Annotated in this window: 16 protein-coding genes; 11 read left to right on the top strand and 5 right to left on the bottom strand. The window is 58.7% G+C overall.

What is annotated here, in order from left to right; translation table 11 throughout:
- A complete protein-coding gene (locus DTA24_RS17415) occupies window positions 1-1110 on the bottom strand; it encodes an alkene reductase (RefSeq protein ID WP_023297419.1) in 1110 nt (369 codons plus the stop codon).
- A gap of 100 nt (window positions 1111-1210) precedes the next feature.
- Here DTA24_RS17415 and DTA24_RS17410 point away from each other — a divergent pair, with 100 nt between their 5' ends.
- Complete coding sequence (locus tag DTA24_RS17410; protein ID WP_012968488.1) at window positions 1211-2146, top strand: LysR family transcriptional regulator; 936 nt, start codon at window positions 1211-1213, stop codon at window positions 2144-2146.
- A 13-nt stretch (window positions 2147-2159) separates the two neighbouring features.
- Here DTA24_RS17410 and DTA24_RS17405 read toward each other — a convergent pair whose 3' ends face one another.
- Both DTA24_RS17405 and DTA24_RS17400 read right to left on the bottom strand, forming a co-directional pair.
- Entirely contained in the window at window positions 2160-2990 is an 831-nt protein-coding gene (locus DTA24_RS17405; RefSeq protein ID WP_012968487.1) for an oxidoreductase, read from the bottom strand.
- A gap of 102 nt (window positions 2991-3092) precedes the next feature.
- Window positions 3093-4100 carry an AraC family transcriptional regulator gene (locus DTA24_RS17400; protein WP_064170186.1) on the bottom strand — a complete coding sequence of 336 codons (1008 nt, stop codon included), beginning with the start codon at window positions 4098-4100 and terminating at the stop codon, window positions 3093-3095.
- Window positions 4101-4326: 226 nt separating this feature from the next.
- On the opposite strand from DTA24_RS17400, the gene DTA24_RS17395 reads away from it, so the two are divergent.
- From DTA24_RS17395 to DTA24_RS17365, 7 genes are all read left to right on the top strand, one after another.
- Window positions 4327-5184, top strand: coding sequence for a MurR/RpiR family transcriptional regulator (locus DTA24_RS17395; RefSeq protein WP_008807647.1), 858 nt, complete (start codon window positions 4327-4329; stop codon window positions 5182-5184).
- 128 nt (window positions 5185-5312) lie between these two features.
- On the top strand, window positions 5313-6641 hold the full coding sequence (locus tag DTA24_RS17390; RefSeq protein WP_016160729.1) for an aspartate aminotransferase family protein: 1329 nt from the start codon (window positions 5313-5315) through the stop codon (window positions 6639-6641).
- Window positions 6638-7192: a carboxymuconolactone decarboxylase family protein gene (locus DTA24_RS17385; protein ID WP_012968484.1), complete on the top strand. Its 555-nt coding sequence runs from the start codon at window positions 6638-6640 to the stop codon at window positions 7190-7192. The genes DTA24_RS17390 and DTA24_RS17385 overlap by 4 nt, the downstream gene beginning before the upstream one ends.
- A gap of 127 nt (window positions 7193-7319) precedes the next feature.
- Window positions 7320-8072 (top strand): glutamine ABC transporter substrate-binding protein GlnH, encoded by a 753-nt coding sequence (gene glnH / locus DTA24_RS17380; RefSeq protein WP_008807644.1) that lies wholly within the window; start codon window positions 7320-7322, stop codon window positions 8070-8072.
- Window positions 8073-8123: 51 nt separating this feature from the next.
- The gene (gene glnP / locus DTA24_RS17375) at window positions 8124-8780 is read left to right on the top strand and encodes a glutamine ABC transporter permease GlnP (RefSeq protein ID WP_012542106.1); all 657 of its coding nucleotides are present in this window, start codon (window positions 8124-8126) and stop codon (window positions 8778-8780) included.
- Window positions 8781-8782: 2 nt separating this feature from the next.
- A complete protein-coding gene (gene glnQ / locus DTA24_RS17370; RefSeq protein WP_012542105.1) occupies window positions 8783-9505 on the top strand; it encodes a glutamine ABC transporter ATP-binding protein GlnQ in 723 nt (240 codons plus the stop codon).
- A 21-nt stretch (window positions 9506-9526) separates the two neighbouring features.
- Complete coding sequence (locus tag DTA24_RS17365; RefSeq protein WP_123836980.1) at window positions 9527-10543, top strand: C45 family autoproteolytic acyltransferase/hydolase; 1017 nt, start codon at window positions 9527-9529, stop codon at window positions 10541-10543.
- On the opposite strand, the gene DTA24_RS17360 is transcribed toward DTA24_RS17365, so the two are convergent.
- Entirely contained in the window at window positions 10540-11730 is a 1191-nt protein-coding gene (locus DTA24_RS17360) for an MFS transporter (protein ID WP_123836979.1), read from the bottom strand. The genes DTA24_RS17365 and DTA24_RS17360 overlap by 4 nt on opposite strands.
- 175 nt (window positions 11731-11905) lie before the next feature.
- Between DTA24_RS17360 and DTA24_RS17355 the strand changes: the two genes are divergently transcribed.
- A complete protein-coding gene (locus DTA24_RS17355; RefSeq protein ID WP_022065501.1) occupies window positions 11906-12787 on the top strand; it encodes a LysR family transcriptional regulator in 882 nt (293 codons plus the stop codon).
- 9 nt (window positions 12788-12796) lie between these two features.
- Here the strand turns inward: DTA24_RS17355 and DTA24_RS17350 are convergent, their stop codons facing one another.
- The gene (locus tag DTA24_RS17350) at window positions 12797-13849 is read right to left on the bottom strand and encodes an SDR family oxidoreductase (RefSeq protein WP_060875909.1); all 1053 of its coding nucleotides are present in this window, start codon (window positions 13847-13849) and stop codon (window positions 12797-12799) included.
- 97 nt (window positions 13850-13946) lie between these two features.
- On the opposite strand from DTA24_RS17350, the gene DTA24_RS17345 reads away from it, so the two are divergent.
- Window positions 13947-14834 carry a LysR family transcriptional regulator gene (locus DTA24_RS17345; protein WP_043875483.1) on the top strand — a complete coding sequence of 296 codons (888 nt, stop codon included), beginning with the start codon at window positions 13947-13949 and terminating at the stop codon, window positions 14832-14834.
- Window positions 14835-14939: 105 nt separating this feature from the next.
- Window positions 14940-15251, top strand: coding sequence for a hypothetical protein (locus DTA24_RS17340; RefSeq protein ID WP_012968478.1), 312 nt, complete (start codon window positions 14940-14942; stop codon window positions 15249-15251).
- The last annotated feature ends 118 nt before the right edge of the window (window positions 15252-15369 follow it).

The raw sequence follows: 15369 nt of genomic DNA, 5'->3' as shown, positions 1-15369 counted from the left end.
TCACTCTTTATGCTCCGTATAGAAGGGATAGTCGGTATAGCCCACCTCTGTCCCGCCAAACAGCGTGGCGGGATCGCTGACGGTCGCCAGCGGCCAGCGGTGCTGAAGCCGCTGCGGCAGGTCAGGATTAGCAATAAACGGCCGGCCGAAAGCCACCAGGTCGGCGAAACCGGCGGTGAGGATACGTTCCGCCTTTTGCTGATCGTAATTGCCGGCCACGATCAGGGTGCCGCTGAAGGTCGCGCGCAGCGTGTCACGAAAGTGCTGGGGAACGGCTGGCGCATCGTCCCAGTCCGCCTCCGCCAGGTGGATAAAGGCGATACCCTGCTGTTCGCACCAGGCCGCCAGGGCAAGGATGGCGTCGATCACCTGCGGGTCGTTCATCCCGCGCTGAGTAATGAAGGGGGAAAGGCGGATGCCCGTCCGCTCGCGGCCAATGACGTCGCCGATGGCGGTCAGCACCTCCTGGGCAAAACGGATCCGGTTGCTCAGGCTACCGCCGTACTCATCAGTACGCTGGTTGGCGGTACGCCGCAGGAACTGGTCGATCAGATAGCCATTGCCGCCGTGCACTTCCACGCCGTCAAACCCCGCCGCTATCGCATTGCGCGCCGCCTGACGGTAATCGGCGACAATACGCTGAATATCCGATCGGGAGAGCGCCCGCGGCGGTGGGCAGTCCACCATCTGGCCCCGGCCTTGCTCATCCACCACCCAGACCTGGGCGTCCGGCGCCAGCGCCGACGGGGCCACGGGGTGCCCATCCGCATGAAAACGAGCGTGCGACATCCGGCCCACGTGCCAGAGCTGAGAAAAAATAACGCCGCCAGCCTGGTGAACGGCCCCGGTCGTCAGCTGCCAGCCGGCAATCTGCTCAGCGGAATGCAGGCCAGGCGTCCAGGAGTATCCCTGTCCCTCAGGAGAGATTTGCGTCGCCTCCGTGACGATCAATCCGGCGCTGGCGCGCTGGCGGTAATATTCCGCCATCAGCGCGGAGGGGATATTTCCGGGCTGCAGGGCGCGCGCCCGGGTCATGGGAGCCATGACGATGCGGTTTTTCAACGGCAGCGTGCCGATGCGGTAACGATCGAAAAGTGAGAGGCTGTTCATACGGGTGTCCCTTGCGAGTGGAATGAAAATCACTTTACAGTCGGGATCTGATTTTGATAATTAGGCTAAAATCAGATTCACTTTTCAGGAAATACGAAAAATGGGCAAGCTGGAAGATATGGCGCTGCTGGTGGCTGTCGCCGAGGCGGGGGGACTCTCCGCCGCCGGCAGACGGTTATCGCTCTCACCGGCCACCATGACGGCCCGCCTGAAGGCGATGGAGGAGCGCTACCAGACCCGCCTGTTCCATCGTTCCACGCGCGCGATCACCCTGACCAGGGCGGGGGAAGATTTTTATCATGCCGCGCGGCGCGTACTGGAGGAGGCCCGTCACGCCGAATCGTTGCTGACGCAAAAGGAAGGGGTGCTGAGCGGCAATATTCGTCTTTCCGCCCCCTCCGACTTTGGCCGACAGTATCTTAGCCCGGCCATCGTCGACTTTTCCCGCCGTCACCCGGAGGTCACGTTTTCCGTGTTCTTAGGTGAGCGCGTGGAGGATCTGGTCGCCAACCGGCTGGATATGAGCATTCGCGTCGGTAACCTGCCAGACAGTAGTTTGGCGATCCGCCATATCCGCCCCAACCACCGGGTGCTGGTGGCTTCGGAGGCTTATCTTGCCACTCACGGAACGCCTGCCGCCCTCGACGAGTTGCACCATCACCGCTGCCTGGCGCTGGAGCGGCACGGTGTGGTGATGAATGAATGGCGCTTTGAGGAGGCGGGAAAGGAGCGCGTGGTGCGGGTGACGCCGGCGATGGTCTGCGACGATGGGGCACTGCTGCGGCAGTGGGCGCTCAGCGGGGCGGGGATCGCCGGTAAATCATGGTGGGATGTGAAGAGGGATGTCGAGGAGGGACGGCTTCAGGTGCTGTTTGCCGAGCGCTTCACCGGATTCAGCCCCTTAGACCGCAAGGAGGTTGGGCTGCAGTTTGTCTTTCCCCAGCGAAAGCTGCAGCCGCCGCAGGTGTCGGCGTTTATGGCGTTTTTTATCGACTGGCTGGGAGAGTCATCCCCCTCCAGCGCGAGGCGAAGGTGAGCAGAACATGACCTCAGCGCATCTGGCTGAGGATAATACGATCGAAAAGACGGTCGCCCAGCCAGACACGCATCCGGATAAGCAGTTTGGCATACTTACCGACGGCATAACGGGGGCGTGGATTTGAGGCCTTCACCGCAACCAGGACCACCTCGGCGATCGTCTGCGGGTCGCTGCCGGTGCCATGGCCGTACGTTTTTTGGATCGACAGGGCGACCCCTTTTACCAACTGACCATACGGTCCTGTGGCCGAACGTTTGACAATACTTTCACTGGCCGCATCGCCGAAGCCGGTTTCAATCACTCCAGGTTCGATGATAACCACCTTGATGCCGAAGTCGGCAACTTCCAGCCGCAGGCAGTCTGACCACCCCTCAAGTGCATGTTTGGTGGCGTGGTACCATGCGCCGAGGACGCTATACATCTTCCCGCCCATGGAAGAGATATTGACAATATATCCGCGACGGCGGGCGCGCATCGCGGGAAGCAGTAGTTGCGTGAGATGCGCCGCGCCGAAGAGATTGACCTCAAACTGGTAGCGAGCCTCATCGATACCGATCTCTTCGACCGGGCCATACAGGCCAAAACCGGCATTATTGACCAGTACATCGACCCCTCCGGTCTGAGACAGAATGGTGTTCACGACCGCCAACCGATCGTCCTGTCGTGAGAGATCCATCTGCAGGCATTGGGCCCCTAGCGAAGCCAGATCGTCCATTTTCCCGAGCTGCCGGGCAGCAACGTAAACCTGGTAACCCTCCTGGATAAGACGACGGGCAATGGCTTTCCCCATCCCTGACGATGCGCCGGTGACCAGCGCGGTTTTCTTTTCCTGAATAAACATAAGCACCTCGGCAAGTAGACTGCGCTGAGTGTGCCTGCTGTCAGGCGCGGTGTCGCTGGCACGGTGCGCCACAATACTGGCAAAGCGCGCCATGACGCGCGCTTAGTTGAGGCGCATCATGTCTCTGAGGGTTTCTGGCGTCTGGCCGGTCCACGCCATAAAAGCCCGGTAGAAGGAATTTGGATCTTCAAAACCGAGCAGAAAGGCGATCTCATAACCGGAAAGCGTGGTATTGAGAAGATAGTGGCGAGCCAGCGCTTCGCGACAAGCGTGAACAAGGGCGCGATAATTCTCTCCCTCCTGCTCCAGCCTGCGCTGCAGGGTGCGTTTGCTCATTCCCAGACGTTGCGCCGTATTGTCGATAGAGGCGTCGTTGCCCGGCAGAAGCTCCAGCAGGACTGCATGAACACGTTCAGCCGTTGAGGCCTGATCGCTAAGCTGGCTGAGACGACGCTGCAGCTCCGGCTCAAAGACCTGCCACATACCTTCGTTCACCGTCAAAAAGGGCCGCAGGGCATCAGCGGCGGCAAAGCTGATGGTCGCCCGCTTTCCACGCTGTATGGTCGTGCCGAAGAAGGCTGAAAAGTGGTGGGTCTGCTGGCGGGTGAGGGGCTGTGAGAGCGTTACTTTCACGGCCTGAACCGGTTCGCGGGTGGCCAGTCGGTTCAGACGAAGTAAAAATGCCAGCTCTGCCACTTCCAGAGAGGCAGGGATTTCTGTTGCTCCCATCCAGCGCGGAGACACTGTCAGCGTGCCGTTCTGCACGACCGTCGTCTCCAGCACCATGGGGGCAATAAGCAGTTTATACTTGGCCAGCCGCTGGACCGCCTGCATCATGTGGGTACTACACAAGGCGGCGAACAGCGGGGGATCAAACACTTCCGCAGAGACCCTTTCTACAAAGGGCAAAGGAAAGGCCTGATCGTCGCTTTCTTTTTCCAGCACGCGCCAGAAACGCAGATACTCATCGGTAGTCAGACCGCGATTGATGTCTGAAAAGGTGTCGTCCGGCAAACCGGCCTGGCGGAGGAGATGTTCAGGCTCCATCCCTGCGTCTTTGAGCAGCGCTCGCCAACGGAGATTGAGAGAAAAAGTGCGGTTGCGTGCCATGGTGAGATTTCCAGCAGTGAACAGGGCTTTGATGTGCAACGCCCCCTGATAAGAGCATACCTTTTCCCACCCGCCAGTGACATTCCTCTTGCGCCATATTTGAAGTAAAGCACGCCAGCAATGAGAAGGGGGAACGGATGTGACCCGCGGGGTCGTTAGCCACCTATAGAGTCTTGATCTCAAATATGATTAGATAGCTTTCACTTAAAACCAGTAAGTAGCTGCCATGAATCTCAGGGAAAAAATCATTAATGAATTCGGCGGGTTGTCGCCCGAGCTGCAACGCGCCGCCGAGTTCTCACTGCAAAATGCCAGCCAACTGGTGGTGTTATCGATGCGTGCCTTCGCGGCGGAAGCCGGGGTAAAACCGGCGACGCTGCTGCGTCTGGCGCAGCGGCTGGGTTACCGCGGCTGGAGCGAGCTGAAAAGCGATTTCATTGACGACCTGGGGCTGCGCAATGATACGTACGTATCAAAAGCGGAAAAAATGATGGCCCGCGGCACGCAAACGCAGCTGTATAAAGAGGTTTTTCAGGCGCATCAGGCGAATCTGACCTTTACGCAAAACGAAAATGCGCAGGAGATGGAGCAGGCGGTGACCTTGCTCGATAGCGCGGAGAATGTCTATATCTGCGGATTCCGCGCCAGCTTTCCGATCGCGTGGTCGCTGTTTTATGTCTATCGACTGTTCAACCGGCAGGTATCGTTAATCGATGGCCTGGCCAGCAATATCGAAGTTTTCACCCGCGAACTGACCAACCGGGATTGCGTCTTACTCACCAGCTTTGCGCCCTATTCACGCGAATCACTGGATGTTTTACGGGCAGCCCGGCAGGCAGGGGCGAAGATCCTCGCCATTACCGACTCGCCGGTTTCCCCCTTAGCGCAGGCGGCAGACTGCACGCTGCTGTTTTCCATCGACAGTCCGTCATTTTTCCCTTCCGTGGTCTCCGGCATGGGGCTGGCGGAGTGTTTACTGGCGATGCTGGTGGTGCGCCACGGCCGGGAGGCGGTGAGTAAAATTGAAAGTGCCGAACGCTATCTTATCGATTCTGGCGTCTATGTGATCCCCGGTAAATCCTGACAAATGATTCAAATGTATCTGGTATAAGAATTATGGATGCATTTATATCTTTATTTCGTTGACGTGATCCAAATGGATCCTGCAAGATACGCTCAATTAATGTAGCGGATTCAGGAGCAGAACCCAGTATGAGTCATGTCATTCACCGCAGCCTGCGTAGCACGCCGATCGTGGCCTCACGTGCCCAGGGGGCCTATATCTTTGATGCCCAGGGAAAGCCGTATCTTGATGCCTGCGGCGGGGCGGCGGTTTCCTGCCTCGGACACGCACACCCTGATGTGCTGGCGGCGATGCACCGCCAGATCGATCAGCTGGCCTATGCGCATACCAGTTTTTTTACCAGTGATGTCGTGGAACAGCTGGCCGAACATCTTACCCGCACGGCGCCCGGCGAGCTTAACTATGCCTACTTTGTCTCGGGCGGATCCGAAGCAATAGAGACGGCGCTGAAGATGGCGCGGCAGTACTTTGTGGAGATCGGCCAGCCATCGCGCACCCGATTTATCGCCCGTAAACAGAGCTATCACGGCAATACGCTGGGCGCGCTGGCGGTGGGCGGTAACGAATGGCGCCGTCGCCAGTTTGCCCCCTTATTAATGGATGTTATCCGCGTCTCAGCCTGCAATGAGTACCGCGATCGCCGGGCTGACGAGACCCAGCAACAATATACCGAACGTCTGCTTAATGAGCTGGAGCAAGCCATCCTTGAGGCCGGCCCGGAAACGATTATCGGTTTCTGTGCGGAAACGGTGGTGGGGGCGACGACGGGGGCCACGCCGCCGACGCCGGGCTATCTGAAGGGAGTGCGCCGCCTGTGCGATAAATACGGCATCCTCTATATCGCCGATGAGGTGATGTGCGGTATGGGGCGTACCGGGACGCTGCACGCGTTTGAACAAGACGACGTGGTGCCTGATTTAGTAACCATCGCCAAGGGACTCGGCGGGGGTTATCAGCCGATTGGGGCGGTACTGGCGAGTGAGACCATTGTTTCCGCGCTGAAGGCGGGCAGCGGGTTGTTCCAGCATGGCCACACTTACATTTGTCATGCTACCGCCGCGTCGGCAGCGCTGGCGGTGCAGCAGGTGATTGCGCGCGATAATTTACTGGCTGCCGTCAAACAGCAGGGCGCCTATCTGCAACAGGCCCTGCGCGAGGTGCTGGGTGAGTTACCGCATGTCGGCGATACGCGCGGACGCGGCCTGTTTGCCGGCGTCGAGCTGGTGCGCGATAAAGACAACAAAACCCCGTTCGATCCTGCCCTGAAGCTGCATGCTGCGATCAAAGCAAATTGTATGGCGCGTGGGTTGATGGTCTACCCCATGGGCGGCACGATCGATGGTCAGTATGGCGATCACATCCTGATCGCGCCGCCGTTTATCATCACCCCGGCGCAGATCGACTTTGTGGTCGATACGCTGAACAGCGTGATCCGCGAAGAGACTGGAAAATTATGATCAATCGTTTACCGCCCCTGGCGGAACAGGAATGGGACGAGCGGCAACGTCAGTTAGCGGAAGAGATCATCAATGGGCCGCGCGGCGCCTTACTGCCGCCTTTTGAGCCGCTGCTGCGTAGTCCCGAGCTGATGGCGCATGCCCAGCGTATGGGGGAGTATTTACGTTATCGCAGCGCGCTGGGTCAGCGTCTTTCTGAACTGGCGATTTTGCTGACAGCACGGCACTGGTCACAGCCGGTAGAGTGGGCGATCCATGCGCCAATAGCACGTGAGAAGGGCATCTCTGCCGCGGCGGTGCGGGCGATTAAGCAACGGCGCCCGCCAGACGATCTCCGGCCCGATGAGCAGGTGATCTATGACTTCTGTCAGCAACTGCATCAGCAGCAAAAGGTGAGTGATAGCACCTGGCAACAAGCCGTTGATTTATGGGGTGAGAAGGGCGTGGTGGATCTGATTGGGATAAACGGTTATTACAGTTTTCTCTCCATGGTGATGAACAGCGCCCAGACGCCCGTACCGGATACCACCGACTCTCTATTTTCTGAATAAATTAGCCTTTTCATTCGGGCGCATAATAATGCGCCCTGCATATCAAGTGTTGTTATTGGTTCTTCCGGCGATATATATCGCCGGCTGATATTCGTTGCATGCCATTTCATTGACGCTGAGGGTAATTATGACTGGACTATTTAATAAATTAAAACTGACGCTGGCTTTGGTTATTTGTTCAGCCAGTTTTGTGACAGCAGCCCAGGACAAAATAACGGTGGGCGTGGATACCGCCTTTGTCCCTTTTGAATTTAAACAAGGTGATAAATATGTCGGCTTTGATATCGATTTGTGGGACGCTATCGCAAAGAAAATGCATATCAGCTACGAATTAAGGCCGATGGATTTCGGCGGCCTCATCCCCGGACTGCAGTCGCGTAATCTGGACGTGGCGATGGCCGGCATAACCATTACCGATGCGCGTAAACAGGTCGTGGATTTCAGTGATGGGTATTATAATGCCGACCTGTTAATAGCCGTGAAAAGTACTGATAATTCCATTGCCAAATTCAGTGATTTGACCGGGAAAAAAGTTGGCCTTAAGCAGGGGACGGCGGCGGCCAGCTTTATGAAAAGCAAATATAAAGCGAATTATATCGAGTTCCCGAACATCGATAACGCCTACCTTGATCTGCAGGCCGGCAATCTCGATGCCGTCGTTCACGATTCGCCAAATGTCCTTTACTACGTGAAGACGGCGGGTAATGGCAAGGTCAAATCCACCGGGGAGACGGACAGCATTCTGCCACAGCAATATGGCTTTGCGATGCAGAAAAACAGCAGCCTGACGCCAAAAGTGAACCAGGCTCTGCAGGCCCTGCGTGCCGATGGCACCTACGACAAGATTTACGTTAAGTGGTTTGCTAAACAGCCGAAATAACCCTGCCAGGTCGGAGCGATCCGACCTCATTTCTTCTTGACGGGTAGAATGATGAATTTTGACAGTCGCTATATTTGGGATGCTTTACCGCTGCTGATGCAGGGCTTGCAGCTGACGCTGATTATCTCTTTGTCCGGTTTGTTAGGTGGGTTAATCATTGGCTTGCTGGCGGGAACCTGCCGCGCATTAGGCGGAACAATATCAAAAACGGTATCGCTGGTGTTTGTGGAATTAATCCGTGGAACGCCGATCATGGTGCAGGTGATGTTTATCTACTTCGCCCTGCCGATGGTGTTGCCAGTGCGTATTGACCCGGTTCCTGCCGCAATTATTACCATTGTGATTAACTCCGGCGCTTATATAGCGGAGATCACCCGGGGCGCGATTCTGTCGATCAATAAAGGTTTTAAAGAAGCCAGCCTGGCGATGGGGTTATCGCCACGCAGCACCCTATTACATGTCATTATGCCGCTGGCTTTTCGGCGAATGATCCCGGCATTAGGTAATCAGTGGATTATCAGTATAAAAGATACCTCGCTCTTTATTGTGATTGGCGTGGCAGAATTAACCCGCCAGGGACAAGAGATTATTGCCGGTAACTTTCGGGCGCTGGAGGTGTGGACGGCGGTGGCGATGATTTATCTGTTTTTGACATTGTGCCTGAGCTTCCTGCTGAAACAACTTGAGAAAAGGATCCATATTTTATGAGCATGGTTGAATTTAGCGCGGTGGCGAAAAACTTCGGCGCCACTCAGGTGCTGCACGATATCAATTTAAAGATTGAAGCGGGCGAGGTGGTGGTGATCATTGGCCCGTCCGGCTCGGGAAAATCGACCCTGTTGCGCTGCATTAACAAGCTGGAGGAGATCTCTTCGGGAACGCTGCTGGTGGCGGGCATGCATATTACGGATCCGCACGCGAATGAGTGTGATATTCGCCGCGAAGCCGGTATGGTGTTTCAACAGTTTCATTTGTTCCCGCATCTGACCGCCCTTGAGAATGTCATGTTCGGTCCGGTTCGCGTGCGTAAGCAGAGTAAGGCCGCGGCGCGGGAGCAGGCGCTGGCGTTGCTGGACCGCGTGGGTCTGCGCGAACGCGCCAACCACTATCCGGCAGAGCTCTCGGGGGGGCAGCAGCAACGCGTGGCGATAGCTCGTGCCCTGGCGGTAAAACCCAAAATGATGTTATTTGATGAGCCAACATCCGCTCTCGATCCCGAACTGCGGCATGAGGTGTTAAAGGTCATGCGCTCGCTGGCCGAAGAGGGCATGACGATGGTGATTGTGACCCATGAGATTGGCTTTGCCAGAGAGGTGGCTTCCCGGTTGATCTTTATTGATGGCGGCACCATTGCCGAAGATGGTTCACCTGAGGTGCTGCTCACTGCCAGCAGCAATCCGCGTCTGCAAGAGTTTTTGCAACACGTATCCTGAACATAAGTGAATGATAACAATATGAAAACAATCGCAATCCGTGGTTCCGCCTATGCGGTGGGTCAGCAGCTTGGCGCGTTTGGTCGTGAGGCCTGGCATACTAAAATCAGGCAAACAGCGCTGTGGCAAACCGTAACCGCCCTGAAAACGGCGGAGCAAACCCAGCGCATGCGTGCAACCGTCCAGGCTCAGTTTCCGCTGATCTGGCAGGAGCTGGAGGGCATGGCGGAGGGGCTGCAGGCGCCGGTGGATGAGGTATTTGCCTGGAACTGTCGCGGCGATCTGGTGCGTTCGACGTCGGATGGCTGCACTACCCTGGCGGGGAAAAGCGCTGAGGGCGAGTTAATTATTGCGCATAATGAAGATGGCTTCCCGCAGCTGCGCGGTGACTGCGCCATCGTCCACGTGACACCGGATGTGGGCCTCGCCTTCACCAGCTTCGCCTACCCCGGCTCCCTGTGCGGGCACACCTTCGCGGTGAATGAGAAAGGGATAGTCAATACGGTCAACAATATTCGTGCTGTGCATCGTCCGGAGGGGATGCCGCGCCAGATACTGGCCCGCGCATCGCTGAATGCCACCACGTTAGATGAAGCCATTACCCTGCTGACCGCGACACCGCGCGCGGGCGCGTTTCACCACACGCTGGGTCAAATGGGCGATAGCCGTCTGTTTAGCGTGGAAGCTACCGGCTCCGGCAGCTCAGTGCGCGAGCTGACCGCCACCTTTGGGCATGCCAACCATCTGATCCATCCCCAGCTTGCGACCATTGAACAGATCGTGACCGGGAGCTCCGGCTCACGCCAGCAGCGCCTGGACGTGTGGCTGGCGACGAACCCGTCGCTGGATGGGGTAACAGCGAAAGCGATGCTCTCCGACCAGCAGGATCCGCTGTTACCGATTTACCGGCTGTCTGCGGAAGATCCGGATGACGAAAATACGCTGGCGACGGCCATTTTTACCCTGAGCGCGACCCGGGTCGCATGGCAGGTCTTCACCCTGGATCGTGAAAACGCGGTTTTGCAGGGCAGCCTTTAGCCGGCTGAGGGCGTTTTCAGCAGGGCGATCAGCAGCGTACTGCACGCCATGATCCCCGCCGCCAGCCACACCATGCCTGACAAGCCCGCAGTGGCGATCAGCTGGCCGCCGACAAGCGCCCCGGTGCCGATGGCGGCATTAAAAATAGCCACGTAAATGGCTGACGCCGGCTGGGCGACCGCGCCTGCGCTGCGCAGCAGCCAGGTCTGTAAGCCGACGAACACGATCGCGATAGCGGCGCCCCACAGGGCTAACAGCAGCCCGCTAAAACAGAAAGGCAGGGGCGCAAGCCGTCCGGTGCCGAGGAGCGCCAGCGCGCCTCCGCTCAGCAGCAGTGAAGCAAAAATCAGCCCCTTCAGATGACGGTCGATAAGCTTACCCGCGATAACGTTACCCACCAGCCCGGAAACCCCTGACAACAGCAGCAGGCCGGAGAGGGCGGTCGCCGGTACTCCCTGAAGTGTTATCAGCAGCGGTTCAACGTAGGTGAAGGCGGCAAAGTGAGCGGTAATGATGCATGCCGTGGCGCCATACAGGCCGCAGAGCAGCGGATTACGGAAGATATCGCGATAAACACCCAGCCTGACGGGGATGGACGCGGCCAGCGCGGGCAGCGTCGAGCATAGCACTGCCGCTGCGGCCAGTGACAGCAGGGCCACCGCCAAAAACGCGTGTCGCCAGCCCGCCAGGGTGGCGATAAAGCTCGCCAGCGGTACCCCCACTACGCTTGCCGCCGACACGCCGCCAAAAATGATTGCCGTAGCCAGCCCCAGCCGGTGCGGCGGGACCAGCTGCGCGGCGACGATGCCAATTAAGGCCCAGAAGGCGCCATGCGCCAGGGCGCCAATCATGCGGGCGCTCATCAGGGCGAACATGGAATAAGACCGGGTCGCGGCGAGGCAGGAAAGCGCCAGGGTCAGCATCAGCCCGACCAGCAGCGCCTTGCGTGAAATACGCGCCGGCATCGCGCCGGAAAGCAGGGCCACCAGGGCGCCCACCCAGCCGTAGGCGGTGACGGCAAGCCCCATACCGGATTCCGTCTGGTGAAAATCCGCCGCCAGGGCGCTGAGCATGCCCACCGGCGCCAGTTCGCTGGTGACGATCGAAAAGGCGCAGATCCCGAGCGCAATGACGGCTATCCAGACGCGCGCCGGGGTTGGGTTAAGGGGTAAAGCAATCTCTTTCATGTCAGGCGTATCCTAAGAAGAGGGAAGTCGCGCATGGTGCACGGACGTTCAGGTGAGGAGAGAACCGGCGATCGGATAGCCTGTTTGTCTCCGCGAGTGGCGTGCAGTATCATCCCTGCGAAAACGATAAAAAAGAGCAGAAAACGGAGATCCGTTTTCCATAATTGGAAAGTAGATGACAGCAGAGTTTAACTGGGATGATGCGCGCATCTTCCTCGCCATCGCCCGGGCGGGAACGCTAAGCGGCGCCGCCGACAAGATGAACATGGGGATTGCCACGGTGTCCCGCAGGCTGGATCGGCTGGAACAGTCGCTGAAAGTCCCGCTTTTCAGCCGCCATCAGAGCGGCTATCGCCTGACCGACGATGGCGAAGCCCTGCTCGCGCGGGCGGAGGCGCTGGAATACGCAGGCCTGGCGTTCGGCGAGGCGGCGCAACTGCAGGGGCATGTCGCCGGGGTTGTCCGCCTGGCTACCTCGGACAACCTGGCCACGCACTTTATTCTGCCCTCCCTGAAAGGGCTCCTGGACCACTATCCTGACCTGCGGGTGGAGGTGCTGAGCGGCGTGCAGCCGGTGAACCTGCATCGTCGGGATGCCGATCTGGCGATCCGCATGGTCAAGCCTGACGCCGGGCATTTGACCTTAAAGCGGCTGGGGACGGTGGGGTTTGGCGTCTATGGCGCCGCCAGCTATCTGGCCGGCGCGGACGGCCTGTCGCTGAGCGAGTCGGACTTTGTGGGATGGCCGGAGACTCACCAGCACCTGCCGGCCGCCCAATGGATCACGCGCACCCTGCGAGGGCGACCGTGTAAAGTCGAAGCCAATACGCTCGTGGCCCAGGTTTCCGCGGTATCAGCGGGACTTGGGCTGGGCGTCCTGCCGCACTTTATGGCGCGGGCCAACGGGCTGCAGTGCCTGCAGCCGGAGATCGGTGCGGATCAGACACTTTGGCTGGTGATGCATTCCGACCTGGCCGGGTCCAGACGCGTGCGGGTTATCGCCGACCATCTCATCACCCTCTTTGCGGACCATCAAGACCGGCTGGCGTTGCCCTGACGCTAACGCTCAGGGGATCACCCGCGCCGTTCTCAGCTGCGAAAACAGGCTGAAAAACATCTCGTCTGTGGCCTGCATCCGCTGGAAGCCAGCCCGGCGCAGTTTACTGCCATCGCCAAACATATCGTACTGCCAGCCGAACACGAAATCGGCAAACTGACCGTCGCTCAGGCGCAGAATGTCCGTTTCCACCAGCCGCTCTGCGGCCAGCTCGCGCCAGACGGCACGGTAGTCATTGAATAACTGATGAAATGAGAGCCTGACGGGTGGGGCGCATTCCAGTTCAAACCACTGCGCGATGCGCGGCCACAGCTCGCACCAGCGCCAGATATCACCATTATTGACGTTGAAGGCCTCGTTTTCCCCCGCCGGTGAGGTGGCGGCCCACAGCGTGGCCTCCGCCAGCAGATCGGCGTCAGTATGATCGACAATGCTGTGCCAGGTGGTTAACGTGCCGGGAAAGCGCAGCGGTAAACCCAGGGCTTTGCAAAGTGATGCGTACAGCGCGATGCTCAACGCAAGATTCATGGCATTACCCGGCACCGGGCTGCCCACCACGCCGGGCCTGATAGCGCTCCAGTGCCAGGTTTTGCCTTGTTGAAAGTGGCGGAGCCACGCAAGTTGAGCGGCGTTAAATTCAGCCCCAGGTACGCCGGGGTCGCTTTCCCGCGCCGGGGTTTTAAAGGGGCCAAGATGGGCGCCATACACTTTATACCCCTGCATCAGGCTGACCGCCTGCAGCGGGGCGTTTTGTTCGACGTGGCTGACCAGATTACGCAGCATGCTAACGTTCGGCTCCACCATCTCGCTCCAGTTTCCGGCATTCATCCAGGCACTGTAAAAAATGTGGGTCACGGTGGACAGCGGCTGGAGCGCTTGCGCACTGTGCCGGGCATCGCGTAAATCGACGTGAATCATCGGGATCGCCCCCGGTTGCGACAGGGCGCGGTGGCTGAGGCCGATAACCTCCCATCCACGATGTAACAGGGTGTTGACCAGCTGGCGGCCAACGATGCCGCTGCTGCCAGCGACCAGTGCGACCTGAGAGGATGTCTTGTTCATGGTGTTTCTCCTGGGAAGGTGACCGACACAGTGTGCTAGATTATTTTTTTGCCACCTATCCCATGAAACGGATGACACTTATCAGCAGAATCATGAAATGAATAATAAGCTCACCGCCATCGCCACCTTTCTGCGCGTTGCCGAAGCCGGCTCATTTTCCGCAGCCGCCCGGCAGCTCGGGATGAAGCAATCTGCCGTCAGTCAGCAGATCGCCGCGCTCGAACAGGAGCTTGGCGTGGTGTTACTCCATCGTACGACGCGGGCCATGATGCTTACCGAGCAGGGGGAGCATTACCGGCGTGATATGCAGCGGGTGCTGAACGCCATGCAGGAGGCGGAAAGGCGGCTCAACCCGGCGGAGCCTCAGTTTCAGGGACGAGTGCATGTCCAGCTGCCAAGCGGTCTCGGCAGTCTTCTGCTGCCGCATCTGCTGGCGCTGCAGAAACAGTATCCTGAACTGCACCTGATGCTGTCGCTCGACGATCGGATCGCCGATCTGATTACCGAAGGGGTGGATGTGGCGCTGCGTCTCGGCCATGAGCCGCCGCCATCCCATGCTGCGCGGGTTCTGGCGCGGATTGAAACGGCGCTCTTTGCGGCACCAGGTCATTACGCCGTCCAGTCCGTGGACGACCTGGCGGCTTGTCCACACGTTCGGTTTAGCGGCCTCCCGCTTGATGCTCCGCTGCGGATAATTTCCGCAGACGAGACGAGAGACGTGCAGGTGAAGACCGTTTTTCGGGCCAACACCAGCGATGCGCTGTTGCAGGCGCTGGAATCCGGTATCGGCATCGGAGGGATGCAGCGACCGCTGGCGGCCAGGGCCCTCAGGGCTGGAAGGCTGGTGCCGATCCTGGCTGACTGGCGATTACCGGACCGTTTCCTGTATGCCGTCTATCCCGATGCCCGTTTTATTCCGCCGCGGGTCAGAAGCGTGATCGCCTTGATTGAGGCGCGACTGCCTGAGCTCGCTGTGGGGAGCTGAGGGTAAGGCGCTCCCCCATTCAGAACCGTGCGCGGTATCGTGCCGCTCCCCTGCAGGTGGTTTCTGATGTTAAGGTGAGACGTTTATCACCACAGGAGAACGCAAATGATTGTCAGGACCTGGCACGGCTGTGTGCCATTGCAACATGCCGAGGGGTTTGCCCGCCACCTTGAGCAGACCGGCGTGGATCACGCCCGGGGTATCCCCGGTAACAGAGGCGCGCTGGTGCGCCAGGAAAACCAGGGCGAATGGGCGCATTTTTTTCTCGCCACCTACTGGCAGGATCTTGCGGCGGTCAAAGCCTTCGCAGGCGAAGATTATCACGTCGCGGTCACCTATCCGGACGACGACGCATTCGAACTCCTCTCCGACCCCTACGTGTTTCAGCATGAAGTTGAGGCCGTGTCGCCACTGTAGGCTGATGACCGGGCAGGGGGAAGATCGGCCAGCAACAGACGGTTGCTGGCCGCGTGAGAGCGACGTCTACCTTGTATGGGCAGCCAGCCGCCGCTGGGTGAACGTGGCATGACGGCAA

The sequence above is a fragment of the Klebsiella sp. P1CD1 genome (assembly GCF_003790505.1).
Lineage (GTDB): Bacteria > Pseudomonadota > Gammaproteobacteria > Enterobacterales > Enterobacteriaceae > Klebsiella > Klebsiella variicola.
Note: the sequence above shows the minus strand (reverse complement) of the source record. Positions and strands in the feature narration are given on the sequence as shown.